Here is a 17235-nt window from a genome sequence, read left to right as displayed (position 1 = left end):
CCCCCGGCCGACGCCACCATCCTGCCCCCCCTACGAAGGCCCCGATAACGACAACGACGGTACCGGTTGCCGCTGCGATGCCACTGGAGCGGTTCGCCGACGGGTACAACGCGCTCGGCCTCGGCCGGAGGCTCGACGCTGCCCGGCGCGGCGACCAGTCGGTGCGCTGCCCCGCGCACGAGGACCGCAACCCGTCGCTGTCGGTCCGCGTCGGCCGCGACGGCGTCCGGCCGCTCCTGAAGTGCCATGTCGGGTGTTCGTACGAGGACATCGTCGCCGCGGTCGGTCTACGCCCCGAGGACCTGGCGCCCACCACGGCCACCACGGACACCGCCGGCGAGTGGACGCCGGCCGGGCCCGCGGTGGCCGTGTACGACTACCACGACGAGCAGGGCGTCCTGCTGTTCCAGGTCTGCCGCACGGCGAACAAGCAGTTCCGCCAACGGCGGCCGGACCCGAGTAAGCCGCGCGGCTGGGCGTGGAAACTCGGCGACGTCCGTCGGGTGCTCTACCGGCTGCCCGACGTCGTCGAGGCCGTGCGGACCGGCACGCCCATCTACGTCGTCGAGGGCGAGAAGGACGCCGGCCGGGTCCGGTCCCTGGGGCACGTCGCCACCTGTAACCCGGGGGGTGCGAGCAAGGGCACCGGCAAGTGGCTGTCGGGCCATACGGCCAGCCTCACCGGCGCGGCGGACGTTCGGATCGTGGCCGACGACGACGAGCCGGGGCGCGCGCACGCCGCCGTGGTCGCGGCCGCCCTGCGCCCGGTGGTGGGGACGGTGTCGGTGTGGCTGGCGGCCACCGGTAAGGACGTCTCCGACCATCTCAACGCCGGCCACGATCTCGACGAGCTGCGTCCCCTCGTCGCCGGCGAGGGCCAGGCGCCCGCCGCCGCGCCGCCGGTTGATACCGCAGGCATGCCGCGTATCGAGATCTCGACGGAGGCCGCCTCCATCCGGACGTTGCGGGCGGCGATCGAGGGCAACGCCCTGCCTGACCTGTACGTGACCAACGGCGAGGTCGTGCACCTGCAGCGGGTGTCCGGGGACATCGGCACGCCGCTCGGCCTGGCGGAGCCACCGCCGTTGCCCTACGCCCCGGGCGTGCTCACTCCGCCAGGTCTGGCGCGGACGCTGGCCTGCCACGCCTACGTCTACCGGACCCGCACCCGGAAAGGCCGCGGCGACTCTGGTGCGACCGTGACGGTCGAGGAGGAGACGGTGCCGGCGCCGCGGGTCCTCGCCGCGGTGCTCTCCGGCCGGTACTGGCCCGGGGTGCGCCCGCTGCTCGGCATCGTCGGTTCGCCGGTGCTGCGCCCGAACGGCACCTTGATACAGACGGCTGGCTACGACACCGAGACCGGCCTGTTCTACGCACCGAAGGTTGAGATCCCCCGGGTGCCGTCGCGCCCGGCCCGCGGCGAAGTCGACACGGCCCGCCGGTTCCTGCTCGGCGACTTCCTCGCCGGGTTCCCCTGGGTGACCGACGCCGACCGGGCGAACTACCTCGGCCTGCTGGTGACGAACATCCTGCGTCCCTACGTCCGCACCGTGACCCCGTTCGGGATGATCACCGCGACGACGCAGGCATCCGGGAAGACGATCCTCGCCGAGGGCATCGGCCTGCTCTACGGGCAGCGGACCCTGACGTGGCCCGACGCCGAAGCCGAGATGCGCAAGGCGATTACCGCGGCGCTGGGCGAGACCGCCCCGGTCCTCATCTTCGACAACCTGCGGGAAGGCACCGCGGTCGATGCCCCGGTCCTCGCTCAGCTGCTCACCAGCCCGACCTGGTCCGACCGGCGTCTCGGCACCAACATCACCGTGAGCGCGGCCAACGACCGGCTGTGGTTGGCGACCGGCAACAACCTGCGCCTGGGTGGGGACATGGCCACCCGCTCCGTTCTGGTCCGCCTGGACCCCGGGATGCCCCATCCCGAGGAACGCACCGGGTTCGTCATCCCCGACCTGGACCTGTGGATCAAAGATCCGGCCAACCAGCGGACCGTGCTGCGCCACCTGCTGATCCTGGTCATGGACTGGATCGCCGCCGGCGCGCCCCGCGCCGAGCACACCATGCGCCAGTTCACCCCCTGGGCCCAGGCCGTCGGCGGACTGCTCGCCCACCACCACATCGGCGGCTTTCTCGGCAACGTCGCCGAGGTCCGGGCGCTGGACGACGAGGACAGCGAGTGGGAGGTGTTCTTCGGCCAGTGGCACCGCCAGTTCGGCGACAAGCCGAAGACCGCCGCCCAGCTCCGCGCCTCCGCCGACTACGACGTCGACGCGAAGGGCCGGGCGATCGACCGGTGGGAGGGCTGTTTCCTCGCCGACGACCGCGGCGGCACGCCCACCGCGAAGTCCCTCGGTCGGATGCTGCGCGGCCAGGTCGGCCGGTTCCACGGCCCGTACGTCCTGCGCCGCGGCGAAGACCCCCACAAAAAGATCGCCACCTGGCGGATCGACCTGATGCCCAGCCCCTGAACCAAACCCCGCAGCCACCCCTTCAAAACCCGCAAACCCCGCAAAGATCAACCATTAAAACGGCAGGTCAGACAAGGTCTCTGCGGGGTTTGCGGGGTTTGCGGGGTCGTTTTCCTCCTCGCACGTGACGACAAGGCCATACGACCACGAAGGAGTCAGACCGCATGACCATCCCCTGGCCGCCGCTACACGCCTACGCCGTGGCGCACCGCTGCCCCACCTGCAAGGCCGACCCCGGCCAGCCCTGCGACGCGCCCCGCAAGACCGCCGGCGCCACCCGCGAACCCACCCCGGAAAGCCTGCTGCACGCGGCCCGCCAGGACGCCGGGATCCGCCACTACAACCGCGACGTCGCCGCCGCCCCCTGGGAAGAAGACCGCGAACCCGGCCAGCGGTACGACAGCCTCGGCGCCGCCTGGACCCCACCCGGCGACAACGGGGCGGCCCACCGCTGAGGGGTCCGCCATCACCTATAGAGCCGCGAGTGAAAAACCAACCCCGCAAACCCCGCAGACCCCGCAAGCAGCCCGTCTGACCTGCGGAAAAGCGCGCGGCGATCCCTCCAGTCAAACCCCGCAGTAACCCCGCAACGGTCCGCCGCAAACCCCGCAGCCTCACCAGGAGCCCCACCCGATGACCACCATCACCGTCGACGACCTCGCCGCCTGCCGCCGCTGCGGCCGTCCCCTCCACGCGATCACCAGCCGGGCACTCGGTCTGGGTCCGTCCTGCGCGGATGCCCTCGCCCCGTCCAGCCTCGAGGCACTGGCCGCCACCGCGGCCGCGGCGACCGCGCAGCTCTCCCTCGACTGGGGCGACGACGGCCGGGAGGCGGCGTGACCACGCAGACTCTCACCGGGCCGTCCCCGCTGGCGGAGACCGACGCCGCGCACCGCCGCGCGACCGCGGCCCTGGCGGCCGGCCGGGATGACCTGCGGTGGCTGCACGAGCTGTGGGCCGGGTTCAACAGCGCCCACTTCGGCGGGGTGATGATCCCGCCGTACATCCTGCTCGACGAGCCGTCCACGCCTCGCCGCTACGGCCAGTTCGCCGCCCGCGGCGGTCTCGGTGGCCGCGGGCAGATCATGATCCGGCCGTCTCTGCTGACAGGAACACATCCGCATCTACGCGCCGCCGGCGAGACGACACGACGCCGGTTCGTCGCCGACGTCCTGCTCCACGAAGCCGTCCACCAGTGGCAGCACGAAGCCGACGGCCACACCGACAGCGGCTACCACGGCCACGGCCCGGTGTTCCGGGACCAGGCCAACCGGATCGGCACCGCCCTCGGCCTGCCCCCGGTACGCACCTCGAAGCGGCGCGGCCCCGACGCCGGCCTGCCGTCCTGCTCGCAGTGGCCGCACAACGTCCGCCCCGCCGACTACTACGCCGGCGCCAACCTCACCGTCCGGGAGGACCGATGACCCACATCCCCGCCACGCTCGACAACCTGCTCATCGACGAGAACGGCTTCTTCGCCGCCACCGCCGTCCCCGCCGCCGGTCAGCACCCCGCGATGGTCAACCTGACCGTCTACGACGCACACACCCTGCTCGCCCCCGACGGGCAGACGCTGGTCTACCCGCTCCACCTCCACGAAGCCCGTGACCTGGTCCGCCGCCTCACCGCGCTGATCGACGCCGCCCAGGAGAGCCGATGACCCGCGCCGACCAGCTGCAGGCCGAAGCCGACCACATTCTCTGGTCCTCCACGGTCATGGACACCCTGCGCCGGGACGGCTGGACCCCCTACCGGCAGCACGGCACCGGCCGCGACCGCGGGGAGGCCCCCGGTCTGCCCACCGTGCTGGCCGTACGCGGGGACCGCCTCGCCGCGCTGTGGTGCCTGCCCCGCACGCAGACCGGGACCGGCCCGGACATGATCCTCGACGGCCTCGACAGCGCCGAGGTGTATGCCGTCCAGGCCGGCACGCGCGGTGCCCTGGCCGACCTGCGCCGGCGCCTGGCCGCCGCGGACGACGACCGGGCCCAGCTCCGATGACCGCGACCGGACGCAACGTTGCCCACCTCCCGAGCGCGCACGCAGGCGTTGGCGCCCACTCCGGCGCGACCGTGTCCCGGTACCTGCGACCGGACGCACGACGCGCGCACCCGTGTGGGCGCCCCGGCAGCGCGCACACGAACGTTCACGAGCAGAAACGCCCGCGTGCAGGTGTTGGCGCCCGGCCAGCGGGCGAACGGTCCAGACCGTCCACTGCCGCGACCGGACGCGCGGCTGTTCCGGAACGTCGGCCCGCTCCTGCGCGCGGGTTGGCGCCCACCCGGTGCGACCGGCCGAGAGTTCGGACTCATCGCGTCCTCACGCCCGCGGGTTGGCGCCCATCTGCCCGCGGTGACCGGACGCGCGGAAGGTCCGGACCTTCCGGCTGGTCGTGCGCGGGTGTTGGCGCCCAGGCGGGCGGGGTGCTGTGACTAGTCGCGACGCCGTCCGCGTGCGCGCGACGGCGCCCACCGGCCCGGACGGATGGCCTGGCCCGCCCACCGGTGCCGAGGTCGAGTTCCTGCGCGACGGTGTGGGCGCGGAGCTGCGGCGGCTGCGGGCCGCGGCCGGCCTGTCCACGCGGATGGTGGCGGCCCGGTCCGGGGTGTCCCGCCGGTACCTGCGTGACCTCGAGGACGGCCGGCGCCGGCCCCGGCCGCTGACCCTGACCCACCTCGCCGAGGTCCTGGCCCCCGCCGAGGCCGACCGGGTCGCCGGCGAGCTGCTGGCCCTCGCGGGCGACAGCGCCCGGGTGGACACCGAGCGGTCGATCCGCCGCCGGCGCCGGGCCCGACGTCGCGCGCGTCGCGCCGAGCGGATCCGGGCGCAGCGGCTGACCGCCGCCCAGCGGCGGGAGCTGGAGGCCCGGCTGGCCGCGCAGGCCCTGACCGACCAGGCGGTACGGATCATGAACCGTCGGCGGGCGACCCTCGCCGAGATGGAGCGTGCCGGGCAGCTACTCGACCAGGCGGACGAGATAACGAGAGGACTCGACCGATGACGACCGAGCAGCCTGCACCGGGCGAGGTCCCGGGCGACCTGGTGGCCCGCACTGCGGTGCCGGCCCGCTGGCCGGCGATCACCGCGAGGATGGCACGGCGGTTGACGGAGTCGCGGACGATCCAGAGTTGGCTGGTCGGCCGGCGGGTGTACGTCAGCGCTGGCGACGTGGACCGATACTTGGCGACCTGCCGGCGTCCCTCTGGCTGAGAGTGATCGAGTCAGGCCCTCGCGCTCACCACAGCCGTCCGCGCGGCACAGAGATTCTTGTAAGGCGGTTCGGCGTCTTGACCTCCACGGACACCGACCATTCCCGGCCGTCCTCGCCTCGGCATCCGACCCGTAAGCGGATCTTCGTGGACCATGTCTCGGCGAGCTCGATCCGCCAGACGGCAGAGTCGCCTTGGCCGAGGGCTTCCCATCTGGCAGTGGTGATTGGCGACTGCGCCCCCGGCTCCACCCCGTTCTGGCTGGGAGTGAAGGACACACCGTCTCCTTCGACGATCTCGGCGACGATGCCTGCCAGCGGCCAATCGCTCGTGAGCTGCAGGCGCAGTCGGCACCACGTCCCATTCACTCGCTCGGTCTCGCCAACCAGCGTCGGGATCCGCTCGTCCTTACGGCGCTCCTGCTCGATCCGGGCCACCTGCCGGGCGTAGACGGTGCTTCCGATCGCAACCACCAGCGAGATGATCGAGACGATGAGCGCGGTGATCTCCATGCACGCACAGCCTAGGTGCGTCGTGGTTTCGACCGGTCAGCCGCGGTCGCCCGGAGTCGGTGGCAGTCGGCCCCGGTTACTCGCGATAAGATGCCTTATCACGAGTGTTTCAGGACACAAAACCATGATCGGATGGGCGGTGCGGACCGGCGATGGCCACCGAGGCTGATGTCACGAAACCTCCCCCCGTGTGTCACGAAACGCTGTGTGGGTGTGGCTGCGGCCAGCCGGTGGCGCGGGCGGCGACCGGCCGGCCAGGCCGGTACGCGACGGCGGCGTGTCGACAGCGGGTTCGGCGCCGCGCGCTGGCCAGCCCGCCGCGTCCGGTGCCGGTGCACACCGACGAGTCGGTGACGCTCTACGCCGGCGACGCGACCGCGGTGCTGCGCGGCCTGCCGTCGGCGAGCGTGCACTGCGTGGTCACCTCCCCGCCGTACTACGGGCTGCGTGACTACGACCATCCCGACCAGCTCGGCGTGGAGGAGACCCCCGCCGCCTACGTCGCGCGCCTGGCGGCGGTGTTCGCCGAGGTGCGCCGGGTGCTGCGTGCGGACGGCACCTGCTGGGTGAACCTGGGCGACAGCTACGCGGGGCGGGCCAACGGCGGCCCGTCGGTCGGGATGAGCCGCCGGGCGGACCGGGCCTCGGTGATTCCGCCGCGGCGCAACACCACCGCGCACGCGCCGTACAAGAGCCTGCTGGGCATCCCCTGGCGGGTGGCGCTGGCCCTGCAGGACGACGGGTGGACGATCCGCAACGCGATCACCTGGCACAAGACCAACGGCATGCCCGAATCGGTCACCGACCGGTTCGCCAACCGCACCGAGACGGTGTTCCTGCTGACCCGCTCGGCCCGCTACTGGTTCGACCTCGACCCCGTCCGCGAGGCACCGATCGACCCCGCCGGCGGCGCCGAATGGACTACCCGTCGGGCCCGCGGGGCGCCGGGGCGGCGCGGGGTGGACCCGGCCCCGTCGGTGGCCGCCGCCGACCGGGACGTCGCCCCGCACGGCGGCGGCCGTAACCCGGGCGACGTGTGGTCGCTGCCGGTGGCCTCCTTCGACGGCGGCCACTTCGCTGTGTTCCCCCCGGAGATCCCCCGGCGGGCGATCCTGACCGGCTGCCCACCCGGCGGGGTGGTCCTCGACCCGTTCAGCGGCTCCGGCACCACCGGGATGGTCGCCGGGCAGCTCGGCCGGCGCTACATCGGCATCGACCTCAACCCCGACTACCACCAGCTCGCCCTACGCACCCGACTGCGCGACCGGCCACTGCCCGGCATCGACAGCGAGATCGACACCGCTGCGGACGCCGGATGAACCCCGACCACGACGGCCAGGCCCACGCCGCCCTCGTCCCCACCGCCTCCCCGTCGGCCACCAGCGAGCTGGTCCGCCCCGGCGACATCGACATCAACGACCAGGTGTCGCTCGCCACCGCCACCCTGATCGCCAGCGCACCCGCGGCCGCCACCCGCCGTGCCTACGACCGGCAGTGGCGCCTGTTCGCCGCCTGGTGCGCCGAGCAGGGACGTCGTGCCGCACCCGCCACCGATGCCACCCTCGCGGAGTATGCCGCCGCGCTCGTGTCCGCCGGCGCCGGCGCGGCGAGCATCGAACAGGCCATCGCGACCATCCGCACCATCCACCGGCAACGCAAACTGACCGTCCCGGACACCCGCGGCGCCCGGGACGTCCTGCGCGCGCACCGCCGTGCCCAGTCCGACACCGGACGCCGCGCCCGCAAAGCCCCGCCGGCCGCCCGCGACCAGCTGCGCGCCATGGTCGCCGCCTGCCCCGAGGGCCCCCTCGGCATCCGCGACCGGGCACTGCTCGTCCTCGGCGTCGCGATGATGGGCCGCCGCTCGGAGCTCGCAGGGCTTGACCTGTCCGACGTCGACGAGGTCGACGAGGGGCTGCTCGTCTACGTCCGCCGCTCCAAAACCGACCAGGACGCCGTCGGCGCCGAGGTCGCCATCCCCTACGGCTCGCATCCCGACACCTGCCCGGTGCGCGCGGTCCGCGCCTGGCGGGCCCTGCTCACCGAACGCGGCATCACCGACGGGCCGCTGCTACGCGCCGTCGACCGGGCCGGACGGATCTCCCCCCGACGGATGAGCGGCGACGGCATCAACCGGATCGTGCGCGCCGCGGCCCTGCGCGCAGGCCTGCCCGGGGCGGACCGGTACACCGCCCACTCCCTGCGCGCCGGCGGAGCCACCGCCGCGGCGAAAGCCGGCGCGCAGACCGCCGCTATCGCTGAGCAGGGCCGCTGGTCGCTAGGCTCCCCCGTCGTCCACGGCTACGTCCGCGCCGTCGACCGCTGGGGCGACAACCCCATGAACGGTGCCCTCTGACCCATATGCACACGGCCTGGGCTCACACGGTGGTGAGGGACGGTTCGGGCCGATGTGCACGCCCTCTGGGTGCACACGACAACCGGGCCTGCACGTGGCTGCGGCCCCCGTACCCGTGCGTCGGGTCGGAGGCGCCGGGCATCGACCGCGCTCGCGCTGCGACCCGGAAAGCGATCTTGTCGGCGCCAACAAGATCGCTCCGCGCGAGTACGGGAGGCAGTTGGCAACTCGGGGCGCACCGAGCGGGTGGGCTACTCCCGGGCGATCGACCGGTGGCTCACGACCCGCCCCGGGAAGGGCGCCCGCACCGACCTACGCCGGGACACCACGGCCACCTGAGACCCACCGAAACAGCCCAGGTTCACAGTCCTTGGGTGCACAGAACGGCCGGGCCGCATGCGGCTGCTGATGACTTCGTCCCGACAGCACCGTGGCCCGCCACCCGAGTCTCCGGATGACGGGCCACGCGGCTCGGCTCCCCTACGCGCCGGGCCGCGGCCGGCGGTCGTCGGCGAGGAGGCCCAGGACGGCGGCGCCCCGGGCGAGGGCCTGGCGCACGGCGACCTCGGCCTGCGGCGTCCCAGTGGCGAGTAGGTACAGCGCGGTGTACATCGCGCCGACGGACACCGCGCCCTGCACGCCGAACGGCAGCCCACTGAGGGTCTCGTCGGCGTCGGCCCGGTCGGCGTCGGTGGGCTGGTAGCGGTCCGGCAGGCCGGCGAGGGTGAGCAGCTCGGCGGGCAGGTCGTCGGGGGTCACGCCGCCACCGCCAGCTCGACGCCGGCGGGCAGGACGACGGCGGGGGCGACGGTGACCCGCAGCGTCGGCGCGCACCGGCGCATCGGCACCTCCCCGAGGCCGTGCTGCCGGTAGGTCGCGGCGACGGCGTCGAGGTCGACGACCATTCGGGAGGACTCCTCCCGGGCGATCGTCACCCGGCCGTAGACGCCGTCGGGCAGGCGCTCCAGGAGCTTCTTCGCCCGGTCGACGCTGCGGTTGCCCGCGCGGCGGGCCTCGGCACCGGCCTGGTGTACGTCGCCGGTCGCCTCGATCTCGGCGACGGCCGGCATCTCGGCCTCGGCGAACAGCGGCGTCGACGCCTTCGTGGGCGCGGCCGCGGTGGGTGCCGGCTGGACGGCGGCCAGGACGCGGGCCGCCGCGGTGGTGAGCAGGCGCCGGGCGAGTTCCGTGGCGCGGTGCCGTGTGGATCGGATCATGATGTCTCCCCCGTGAGTCGTCATGTGCTGACACGTAGAAACTTACTAGCGCATCGCTAGTAGTCGTATGACGGAATGCGCGAGGGACGATCAACATCCCCACAACTAACGGGGCGCTAGTATGTCCGCGTGGACAGCCCCGACGACCTCCTCAGCTACGCCGACATCGCCACCCTCATGGCCAGCCGCGGCCACACCATCAAGGCCAGCAGCCTGCGCGCCATGCGACGCATGGGGCAGATGCCCGCCCCCGACGAGCTGCCCGTACCCGACCGGCCCCGCTGGCGCCGGGAAACGATCGTCGCCTGGCTCGACAGCCGGCCCGGAAAGGGCGCCCGCACCGACCGGCGCCAGCCCCCCCGTACGAACGACGCCAACTAGATCGCCACAGGCAGGAGAGCGCGCCATGGGCCAGGCCGACCTGTTCCACAACTTCACCGAAACCCCGGACACACGGCCGCCAGCCGGGAAGCCGGAGATGACCGACGACGAGCTGGACGCCGAGATCGCTCGGCTCGACGCCGCGTGGGACACGTTCCTGACCGACCGCATCCCGTTCCTCGTCACCGACGCCTGCACCCAGTTCGACCAGCACACCGCCGCGCTCGCCGCGTGGGAACGCAAGGGCCGCACCGCGAAGGGCCGCGCGAACCGGGGCGACAAGCCGAAGGTGTGGTCCTACCGGATGACGTCGGCCGAGCAGCTCGCAGTCGCCTGGATCGGTCAGGAAGCCGCTGAGCTGATCGTCGCCCGCGTCTGCGATGCCAGCCCGCACGTGTCGCTCGGCGAGGTCGCCGATGCCCTCTGCGGCGCCGGGATCGATCCGGACGGCCCATCAAAGCTCGCCTGGCTCGGGGACAGCCCCTTCCAGGAGCTCTACCGGGCGTACAGGCTGGAGATCTACCGCGTCTTCGAGAAGCCCGCTCCTATCGGAACGCGCGCGGCGGGCGTTCCATAAATCGGCCCGGTCCTGAGGCCCTGGCGGGTGCTTCCGGCGTGAAATGCGGTTCCTGCCGGTGAGTCTGGGCGCTGGCCGGAGGGTGCTACGGCACGCCTGACCGGTGCCAGCGTGCGCGGGCAGCCCCTCCGTGTAGTGGCGGAGGGCCTTTTGGAGGGGCTAAAGGAGGGGCTTTTGGAGGGGGGTCTGCCGGCTGACAGGTTGTTGGTGGATCCCCTGACAGTCGGCCCGCGCGAGCCCCGCCCGGCCGCTGGTTGGGCGTCTGTGGGGCAGGCTTGCCAGCGGCTGCGGGCCCCGATGATGTACGGGCCGGATCCGCTCAGACCATGATGATCATGGGAGCAAGATATGCATCCGTAATACGGATGCGGTCGCGCCGGCGGGCGGGGCCAGGGCGCCGCCGACCCGGCCCGCTGAGACCATCCCCCGCGACGGTCAGGTGGTGCGCAGGGTGGCGCGGCGGGCCCGGTCGGCCAGCAGCGCCAGGGCGTAGGCGAGCGCCTGGACGGCATCCTTGCGGGTGGGATGGGTGTCCTGCATCCGGCCAGCCCGCCACACCCTGACCACACCGCCGCCGCCGCCGGCGACGTTGCGGGCCTGCCAGCCGCGGTGGCCGTAGGGGGCGCGGCCCACAGTGCCCAGGAGCACCCCGCCCAGGGTGACCGTGACCAGGCCCCCCTCGGCCGCGGTCAGGACGGGCTGATCGTCCGGGCCGGCGGCGTGCACGGCCCGGACCGCGGCGGACAACTCGGCGGACAGCGGATGGTCCCCGGTCTCGCCGCGGACCACCACCGGCCGTGGTGCCCGCCGCCGGGACCGGGCGGGGACGACCTGACGGTCATCACGTGACGACCGTGTCTCCGGGGTGGGCACGGCCGGGGCCCGCGGTGGCACCTCGGCCCGGCCGGTGTCGCCCGCCGGGACCTGGTCCTCCGCGGGCCGGGAGGCGGGCGGTGTCGGGGAGACGCGGGCGAGCAGATCCCGCACGCCGGCACGGACCGCGCCGGTCAGACCATCCGGGACCGTGCCCCCGGCGTCCAGCACGCCCGCGAGCTCCCGGATGTCCCGGATCAGGGCGGCCACCGACGGCGGGTCGACCGGCACCGCGGCGGGGGCGGGACGAGCGGCCTGGCGCTGGCGGTAGGCACGCTGCTGGCAGGCCCGGGAGGCATAGACCGGGGCCAGGCCCCCGCCCGCGGGCGGCGCCGGCCGCGGCCGGCCACAGCCACAGCCACACGTCGCCGCCGGCAGCGGATCGGTCATCACGGTCGTCACAGCATCCATGGGACGCAGCATACCCACGGTCATCACGATCGTCACAGGACACGGGATACCTGCGGGGATGATCGCGCCCGTCCGCGTACCCAACCGCGGCCCTGTGCACCTGCCCCACCGCATACCTGGTGACGGTCACTGCCGGCCCGTCCAGGCCCGGGGACGGTTACCGGGACCGGCCAGCGACCACGACAGGACACCTCCCGCCCGGCAGTGATCCGGCCTACCGTGAGCGGTGGTTCGGCGGGCCGACGAGCCCGCCGTGGCCCCCGGGGCCGGGAACACCGTCGTGGTGTGCCCGGCCCTTCACCATGTTGAAAACGTGCGTTTTGCCGCCTACGAGCCGCTGGGCGGCGGGGTGCCGGTAGGCGCCGGATGCAACGTCAACGGCGGCGACGGATCAGGTCGCGGTGCTGGGACGGGCGCGTCCCTTGTCGTGGACAGGGTGCTGGTCGGCGCAGGCTGGGACGTACGACCCGATGTGGGCCTCGGGTCACCGGGCACCGGCCGCGGCAGGCCGGACACGCAGCTGTCGACGTAGAAGGCGGTGACCTGGGCGCGCCATTCGTCGCTCACATGGCCGGTGTTGACGTCGTTGGGGATGTCGCTGTTCCCGACGGCCACGAATGCCTCGTGGCACCGCTTGGCGTCGATGCGAGCACCCTGGGAGGCCATGAGCCGGTGGGCCTCGACGCCGCGGGCGGCGGTCTTGCGCAGGTACGCCATCCGCTCGTCATAGCTGGCGGTCGAGCAGGCGGTCAGGGTCAGGAGGCTGCCGGCGAGGATCAGGCCGGGCACAGCCCATCGGACGCGCACTATCCATGATCTAGGCACAACTATTGATCGTCGCTGCCTGTATGCGTAGACGATCAGCGATTGCGCGGATTGCTACGGACGCGTCAGCGTGCGTCCCCTGGCGCGGCGTTTCTGCTCGTTTGCAAGGCGATCGCAGAGGCGTCGGCCGCCTCCGCTTCACGGATGGACTTTGTCCCCCATGGGGGACAAGATCATTGATGGTGGTGCGGACAGAACCTGGCGTCCCCCATGACGAGCTGGGTGTCTGGCATGGTGCATCCATCCGAGTACCAGCAGATCTGGGAAGCCAACGGAGGATGAGATGACCCCTGTCGAGCAGGCGTCTGGTGGTGCGGGCGCCATCGTCGATGTGGTGCTGAGTCAAAAGGGCGGCGTCGGGAAGTCCACGATCGCGGTCAACCTGGCGGCCGTGATCGGGGAGAACACCCGGCCGAACGAGGCGGACGAGGATGCCCCGGTGGTCGCCGCGGGCATCGACCCGCAGGGGTCGATGGAGAAGTGGGCGGACAAGGTCGACGAGGACACCCTGCCGTTCGACTACGTGTCCACCCGTGGCGATAACAGCGTGATCCCCGAGCTGAAGAAAGATCCGCTGGTGCGGCGGATCATCGTGGACTGTCCCGGTTTCATGGACGTCGATCCCGCTGCCGAACGAAGCCGGGACCCCCTCGGCCACGGGGCCGCCGCCGACGCGCTGCGCGCGGTGCTGGATGTCGCGGACCGGGCGATCGTGCCGATCAACCCGGAGTGGCTGGCCTACGACCCCACGGAGTACACGATCGAACGGATCCTGCGCCCCCGTGGCATCCCGTTCCTGGTCGCGGTGAACCGGTGGGATCCCCGTGACGGCCGTGAGGACCTCGACAAGCTCGAGGCCTGGCTCGACGAGCACGGCTACCCGCGGGCACCCCAGCCGATCCGCAAATACAAGATCCACACCAACGCGGCGGAGAAGGGCCTGGTCGTCACCCGCTACGCCGAGTCGGGGACGGCGCTGCGTGCCCGGGAGGACTTCTACAAGCTCGCGATCGCGCTCGACGGCCTGCAGGTGCGGCACTGATGGGCCGGCGCAGAGAAACGACGCAGACCAGTCGCGAGGCCGTGGTCACCTGGTCGCAGCCGCTACCCGCGCCCTACGAGGCGATCGGGGACAGCCCGAACCTGATCGACACCGAACGGCAGGACCTCGCACTTGCTGAGGCCGCCATCGACTCGCTACGGGTGGCCTTCTGGGCCGCGGGGAAAGCACTGCAACTCATCCGGGACGCACGTCTCTACCGGGGCACCCACGCGACGTTCGAGGAGTACCTGACCGACCGGTGGGACATGCAGACCTCGCAGGCCTACCGGCTCATCCAGGCGTGGCCGCTCGCCGAGCGTTTGTCCCCCATGGGGGACAAACTCAGCGAGCGGCAGGTGCGGGAGCTGCTGCCGCTCGCCACCCGCCACGGCCAGGACGCTGCTGTGACCGTCTACCAAACCGTCAGCGAAGCGGACGGCGTCCGTGTCACCGCCGCCGTCTTGGACGACGTCGTCAAGGTGCTGCCGCCAGTGTGGGACCGGGAGCAGGCAGTGGAGCAGATCCGCGCCTACCTCGCCGGACTCCCCCACCAGCCGGCGGGCGGCGCCGACCCGTCCGTGTCCTGGGAAGCCGAGGCGTCCCGGCTACGGCTCACGATGCGCCGCATCGTCACCGCCCCGTCGTGGCAGACGGCCGCACGCGAACGCCCCGAACAGGCCCGCGCGGTCATCGCAGAGCTCCGGGCGCTCCTCGACGAAGCCGAAAAGGCCGCCACCAGCGACACCTAGCCCAATCGATCTTGTCCCCCATGGGGGACAAGATCGATTCCGGCGGACGGATCGGGAGGGACCGCCCCAGTGAACGTCCTCGGCCGGTGGGCTACGCAGGCGTTGATGTCACTCTCGTCCACCGCCCGCCGCGTAGCGACCGCTACGGGACGGCGGGGTGATCGCAGGGGCGCAGACACGGCATCGCTTCCCGGTCTGTACCTCCGCCTCCCGGATCGGGACTGGACACCGGGGGACGTTCCCCTGCCGATCGACGTGGGTGCATCCCGCCTCGATGTCGGCGATCACCTGGTCGACCGTGCTTTTCAACGAGGGGCATCCGGGCGCGTGCACGATCCGCGTGTCCCGCTGGACGAACCATCCTTCGGGGGCTGCCACGGCGGCGAGATATTCCTGGAGCTGCGGCTCTGCATGGGCGGCCCACTCGGCGTGTTCAGCGCAGCCTCGGCACCGGCCACGTAGCTCGCAGCCGCATTGCGAGCAGCACGAGCACGGCTGGCAAGGGTGCTGCACCGCCCCGGCAACCGGCCTGCCGTCGCTGCCCGTGTCGATCCTTCGGACACCCACACCGATGCGGTTGTCATGCACGATCTGGTAGCGGCCCGGGTCCGCGATATCGATCGTGCCGAGCGTCACCCAATCAGTCATGACTCCATCATCTGAGGGGGCCTGGCCTCACCGGTCAGCCGGCCGGTGGCGAGCTGGCCCGGACATGACGCGGCCCCCTGGCCGAGGACCAGGGGGCCGGAACACGGGCGACAGCGCGGTGGGTTCAGAGCACCTTGCGGGCGGTCAGCAGCAGGAACAGGGGGCGGCTGAAGTTCTGGTCCCACCAGGGGTCTTCGCGGCGCTGCTGCTCGCTCGGGTGGGGCTCGCTGATGCCGACCAGGGCCAGGCCGGCGCTGACGAACTCCGTGGCGAAGTCCTCCAGGGGACGAGTCCAGGCGACGACCGGCGCAGGGGAGACCTCGCCGGCGACGTCGAAGTGCTGCTCGATGCGACGGGTCTGGTAATAGCTATCCCGGTCGACCGGCCGTCCACGGGACCCGTAGAAGCAGGGGTGCAGCAGCAGTGCCACCGCCCGCCCACCGGGACGCAGGACCCGGGCGAACTCGACGATTGCCGGTGCCGGGTCCTCCAGGTCGTTGAGGACGTGATTGGCGACGACTAGGTCGACGCTGGCGTCGTCGAGGGGGAGCGCGGCGACGTCTGCGGTCTCGTAGCGGATGTCGAGTCCCTCGACGACGGCCTGGGCGCGGGCGGCGTCGACGAGCTCCGGGCACAGGTCGACTCCGACGACGGAGGAGGCGCCGCGGCCGGCGAACAGACGGGCCAGGTAGCCCTCCCCACATCCGGCGTCGAGGACGGCCTGGCCGGTGACGTCGCCGGCGGCGGCGAGCATCGCCGGGTTCGTCAGTCCGGTCCGGTAGCGGTCGAGGCCACCGCGGATGATCCGTGTCCAGTAGTCGGCGTTGAGGCTGTAGCTGGACGCGGGGCTGGTCGTGGTCATGAGACTCCCGTCGGGAGGCGACTGGTCAGCTCGTCGACCGAGCGTCGCACGGTGGGGTTGTCGAGGGTGTCGCGGCGCAGGATCAGGGCAGCGCGCAGGTCGTCGACGCGCAGCCCGAAGGTCGCGTCCTGGCCGAGCGCGAGCGGCAGGTAGGTGGTGACCAGGTAGTACAGGTAGCCGTCGCCGTAGGAGTCGATCTCGCGCAGGACCTCCGCGGCGGTGCGTCGCAGCAGGATCGATCCGGGCACGCTCATGTCCGCGCTGGGCCGGCAGTCCCGCATCCAGGACGGGAACGCCCATTCCTCCACGAGCTGGACGGCCGGTTCGGTCTCGACGAGGCGCCGGTACTGCTCGGCGGGTTCTACGTCTCCCGTGGTCGCGAGCGCGCCCATGGTGTTGCTGCGCAGCGCGAAGGCGCCGCGGCGGTCGAGGGCCGCGCCGGCGCCGAGGTCGACCGGCTCGCCGGTGGCCTTCGCGACGTGGTGGGCGAGGTGGGCCTGCGCGAGGACGGTGTTGAACGAGTACGACCGGCGCACCATCTGTGGGACCAGGTCCGCGGCGGCGGTGAGCAGGGGCGCGACGTCGACGAGCAGACCGGCGGGTTGGAACAGCGCTGACAGCGCACCGTCGGGCGCGCGCCCCCAGAACCGTGGCAGGTAGTCGGTGACGGCCTGCAGATCCCCGCGGATGATCCGCAGGCAGGCGTCCAGGGCGTGCAGCACGTAGGGGCGGGGGATTCCGGCCTCGGTGGGCAGGCTGGCCGCCCGGGCCACATCGACGGTCGCGCCCTCCTGCGCGAGGTCACGTACGAGTTCGGCGAACCGTGCTTGCTGGGGCGCGTCCGCGACGTACTCGGCGACCCCCGGCACCGCGGCGATCAGCGCCTGCAGCGTCCGGCCGCGGACCCGGTCGAGCCAGTCCGGTGCCGACCACAGGCGACTGATCGTGCTCTCGTCCACTCCGGCGAGCAGCGCTACGTCGGCGATGCCGAGCCCTGCCCGGTCGCCGAGCTGGGCCAGACGAGACGGCGGTATCAGCACCACGAACACCTCCGTTGCGATCCGTGCACGTCTCGCGCCGATCGTCCGCA

General features: G+C 72.3%; 21 protein-coding genes. 13 read left to right on the top strand and 8 right to left on the bottom strand.

Annotation, left to right across the window (positions count from 1 at the left end):
- Nucleotides 1-77: 77 nt before the first annotated feature.
- From MXD60_RS11600 to MXD60_RS11570, 7 genes are all read left to right on the top strand, one after another.
- Nucleotides 78-2483, top strand: coding sequence for a hypothetical protein (locus tag MXD60_RS11600; protein WP_248819035.1), 2406 nt, complete (start codon nucleotides 78-80; stop codon nucleotides 2481-2483).
- Between the two features lie 164 nt (nucleotides 2484-2647).
- Nucleotides 2648-2938: a zinc finger domain-containing protein gene (locus tag MXD60_RS11595; protein ID WP_248819034.1), complete on the top strand. Its 291-nt coding sequence runs from the start codon at nucleotides 2648-2650 to the stop codon at nucleotides 2936-2938.
- A gap of 178 nt (nucleotides 2939-3116) precedes the next feature.
- A complete protein-coding gene (locus MXD60_RS11590; protein ID WP_248819033.1) occupies nucleotides 3117-3323 on the top strand; it encodes a DUF6011 domain-containing protein in 207 nt (68 codons plus the stop codon).
- A complete protein-coding gene (locus MXD60_RS11585; protein ID WP_248819032.1) occupies nucleotides 3320-3907 on the top strand; it encodes a SprT-like domain-containing protein in 588 nt (195 codons plus the stop codon). Before MXD60_RS11590 ends, MXD60_RS11585 begins: the two co-directional genes overlap by 4 nt.
- A complete protein-coding gene (locus tag MXD60_RS11580) occupies nucleotides 3904-4143 on the top strand; it encodes a hypothetical protein (RefSeq protein WP_248819031.1) in 240 nt (79 codons plus the stop codon). The genes MXD60_RS11585 and MXD60_RS11580 overlap by 4 nt, the downstream gene beginning before the upstream one ends.
- A complete protein-coding gene (locus MXD60_RS11575) occupies nucleotides 4140-4484 on the top strand; it encodes a hypothetical protein (RefSeq protein ID WP_248819030.1) in 345 nt (114 codons plus the stop codon). The genes MXD60_RS11580 and MXD60_RS11575 overlap by 4 nt, the downstream gene beginning before the upstream one ends.
- Nucleotides 4485-4911: 427 nt before the next feature.
- Nucleotides 4912-5484, top strand: a complete 573-nt coding sequence (locus tag MXD60_RS11570; protein ID WP_248819029.1) for a helix-turn-helix domain-containing protein — start codon at nucleotides 4912-4914, stop codon at nucleotides 5482-5484.
- A 234-nt stretch (nucleotides 5485-5718) separates the two neighbouring features.
- Here the strand turns inward: MXD60_RS11570 and MXD60_RS11565 are convergent, their stop codons facing one another.
- Nucleotides 5719-6204: a hypothetical protein gene (locus tag MXD60_RS11565; protein ID WP_248819028.1), complete on the bottom strand. Its 486-nt coding sequence runs from the start codon at nucleotides 6202-6204 to the stop codon at nucleotides 5719-5721.
- A 230-nt stretch (nucleotides 6205-6434) separates the two neighbouring features.
- Here MXD60_RS11565 and MXD60_RS11560 point away from each other — a divergent pair, with 230 nt between their 5' ends.
- Nucleotides 6435-7523 carry a DNA-methyltransferase gene (locus MXD60_RS11560; RefSeq protein ID WP_518467774.1) on the top strand — a complete coding sequence of 363 codons (1089 nt, stop codon included), beginning with the start codon at nucleotides 6435-6437 and terminating at the stop codon, nucleotides 7521-7523.
- Nucleotides 7520-8560: a tyrosine-type recombinase/integrase gene (locus MXD60_RS11555; RefSeq protein WP_248819027.1), complete on the top strand. Its 1041-nt coding sequence runs from the start codon at nucleotides 7520-7522 to the stop codon at nucleotides 8558-8560. The genes MXD60_RS11560 and MXD60_RS11555 overlap by 4 nt, the downstream gene beginning before the upstream one ends.
- 480 nt (nucleotides 8561-9040) lie before the next feature.
- Here MXD60_RS11555 and MXD60_RS11550 read toward each other — a convergent pair whose 3' ends face one another.
- The gene (locus MXD60_RS11550) at nucleotides 9041-9319 is read right to left on the bottom strand and encodes a hypothetical protein (protein WP_248819026.1); all 279 of its coding nucleotides are present in this window, start codon (nucleotides 9317-9319) and stop codon (nucleotides 9041-9043) included.
- Nucleotides 9316-9777 (bottom strand): hypothetical protein, encoded by a 462-nt coding sequence (locus MXD60_RS11545; RefSeq protein ID WP_248819025.1) that lies wholly within the window; start codon nucleotides 9775-9777, stop codon nucleotides 9316-9318. The genes MXD60_RS11550 and MXD60_RS11545 overlap by 4 nt, the downstream gene beginning before the upstream one ends.
- A 129-nt stretch (nucleotides 9778-9906) precedes the next feature.
- Between MXD60_RS11545 and MXD60_RS11540 the strand changes: the two genes are divergently transcribed.
- Together MXD60_RS11540 and MXD60_RS11535 are read left to right on the top strand one after the other, a co-directional pair.
- Nucleotides 9907-10158, top strand: coding sequence for a MarR family transcriptional regulator (locus tag MXD60_RS11540; protein WP_248819024.1), 252 nt, complete (start codon nucleotides 9907-9909; stop codon nucleotides 10156-10158).
- A gap of 25 nt (nucleotides 10159-10183) precedes the next feature.
- Nucleotides 10184-10735 carry a hypothetical protein gene (locus MXD60_RS11535; protein WP_248819023.1) on the top strand — a complete coding sequence of 184 codons (552 nt, stop codon included), beginning with the start codon at nucleotides 10184-10186 and terminating at the stop codon, nucleotides 10733-10735.
- A gap of 435 nt (nucleotides 10736-11170) precedes the next feature.
- Here MXD60_RS11535 and MXD60_RS11530 read toward each other — a convergent pair whose 3' ends face one another.
- Nucleotides 11171-12019 (bottom strand): hypothetical protein, encoded by an 849-nt coding sequence (locus tag MXD60_RS11530; RefSeq protein ID WP_248819022.1) that lies wholly within the window; start codon nucleotides 12017-12019, stop codon nucleotides 11171-11173.
- 327 nt (nucleotides 12020-12346) lie between these two features.
- Nucleotides 12347-12808 (bottom strand): hypothetical protein, encoded by a 462-nt coding sequence (locus MXD60_RS11525; protein ID WP_248819021.1) that lies wholly within the window; start codon nucleotides 12806-12808, stop codon nucleotides 12347-12349.
- Nucleotides 12809-13127: 319 nt separating this feature from the next.
- On the opposite strand from MXD60_RS11525, the gene MXD60_RS11520 reads away from it, so the two are divergent.
- Both MXD60_RS11520 and MXD60_RS11515 read left to right on the top strand, forming a co-directional pair.
- Nucleotides 13128-13886 carry a ParA family protein gene (locus MXD60_RS11520; RefSeq protein ID WP_248819020.1) on the top strand — a complete coding sequence of 253 codons (759 nt, stop codon included), beginning with the start codon at nucleotides 13128-13130 and terminating at the stop codon, nucleotides 13884-13886.
- On the top strand, nucleotides 13886-14635 hold the full coding sequence (locus MXD60_RS11515; protein ID WP_248819019.1) for a hypothetical protein: 750 nt from the start codon (nucleotides 13886-13888) through the stop codon (nucleotides 14633-14635). Before MXD60_RS11520 ends, MXD60_RS11515 begins: the two co-directional genes overlap by 1 nt.
- Nucleotides 14636-14743: 108 nt before the next feature.
- On the opposite strand, the gene MXD60_RS11510 is transcribed toward MXD60_RS11515, so the two are convergent.
- The 3 genes from MXD60_RS11510 to MXD60_RS11500 form a co-directional block, all read right to left on the bottom strand.
- Nucleotides 14744-15283 carry a hypothetical protein gene (locus tag MXD60_RS11510; RefSeq protein WP_248819018.1) on the bottom strand — a complete coding sequence of 180 codons (540 nt, stop codon included), beginning with the start codon at nucleotides 15281-15283 and terminating at the stop codon, nucleotides 14744-14746.
- Between the two features lie 124 nt (nucleotides 15284-15407).
- A complete protein-coding gene (locus tag MXD60_RS11505) occupies nucleotides 15408-16145 on the bottom strand; it encodes a class I SAM-dependent methyltransferase (RefSeq protein ID WP_248819017.1) in 738 nt (245 codons plus the stop codon).
- Entirely contained in the window at nucleotides 16142-17188 is a 1047-nt protein-coding gene (locus tag MXD60_RS11500) for a hypothetical protein (RefSeq protein ID WP_248819016.1), read from the bottom strand. The genes MXD60_RS11505 and MXD60_RS11500 overlap by 4 nt, the downstream gene beginning before the upstream one ends.
- Nucleotides 17189-17235: the final 47 nt, after the last annotated feature.

The organism is Frankia sp. AgB32 (assembly GCF_023243045.1).
In the GTDB taxonomy this organism is placed as follows: domain Bacteria; phylum Actinomycetota; class Actinomycetes; order Frankiales; family Frankiaceae; genus Frankia.
Note: the sequence above shows the minus strand (reverse complement) of the source record. Positions and strands in the feature narration are given on the sequence as shown.

Excerpts from the sequence above, each read along its gene's own strand:
- MXD60_RS11580 (WP_248819031.1), top strand. The coding sequence starts at position 3,904 with ATGACCCACATCCCCGCCACGCTCGACAACCTGCTCATCGACGAGAAC.
- MXD60_RS11520 (WP_248819020.1), top strand. The coding sequence starts at position 13,128 with ATGACCCCTGTCGAGCAGGCGTCTGGTGGTGCGGGCGCCATCGTCGAT.
- MXD60_RS11590 (WP_248819033.1), top strand. The coding sequence starts at position 3,117 with ATGACCACCATCACCGTCGACGACCTCGCCGCCTGCCGCCGCTGCGGC.
- MXD60_RS11595 (WP_248819034.1), top strand. The coding sequence starts at position 2,648 with ATGACCATCCCCTGGCCGCCGCTACACGCCTACGCCGTGGCGCACCGC.
- MXD60_RS11545 (WP_248819025.1), bottom strand. The coding sequence starts at position 9,777 with ATGATCCGATCCACACGGCACCGCGCCACGGAACTCGCCCGGCGCCTG.
- MXD60_RS11575 (WP_248819030.1), top strand. The coding sequence starts at position 4,140 with ATGACCCGCGCCGACCAGCTGCAGGCCGAAGCCGACCACATTCTCTGG.
- MXD60_RS11600 (WP_248819035.1), top strand. The coding sequence starts at position 78 with ATGCCACTGGAGCGGTTCGCCGACGGGTACAACGCGCTCGGCCTCGGC.
- MXD60_RS11515 (WP_248819019.1), top strand. The coding sequence starts at position 13,886 with ATGGGCCGGCGCAGAGAAACGACGCAGACCAGTCGCGAGGCCGTGGTC.
- MXD60_RS11535 (WP_248819023.1), top strand. The coding sequence starts at position 10,184 with ATGGGCCAGGCCGACCTGTTCCACAACTTCACCGAAACCCCGGACACA.
- MXD60_RS11530 (WP_248819022.1), bottom strand. The coding sequence starts at position 12,019 with ATGGATGCTGTGACGACCGTGATGACCGATCCGCTGCCGGCGGCGACG.
- MXD60_RS11510 (WP_248819018.1), bottom strand. The coding sequence starts at position 15,283 with ATGACTGATTGGGTGACGCTCGGCACGATCGATATCGCGGACCCGGGC.
- MXD60_RS11565 (WP_248819028.1), bottom strand. The coding sequence starts at position 6,204 with ATGGAGATCACCGCGCTCATCGTCTCGATCATCTCGCTGGTGGTTGCG.
- MXD60_RS11555 (WP_248819027.1), top strand. The coding sequence starts at position 7,520 with ATGAACCCCGACCACGACGGCCAGGCCCACGCCGCCCTCGTCCCCACC.
- MXD60_RS11505 (WP_248819017.1), bottom strand. The coding sequence starts at position 16,145 with ATGACCACGACCAGCCCCGCGTCCAGCTACAGCCTCAACGCCGACTAC.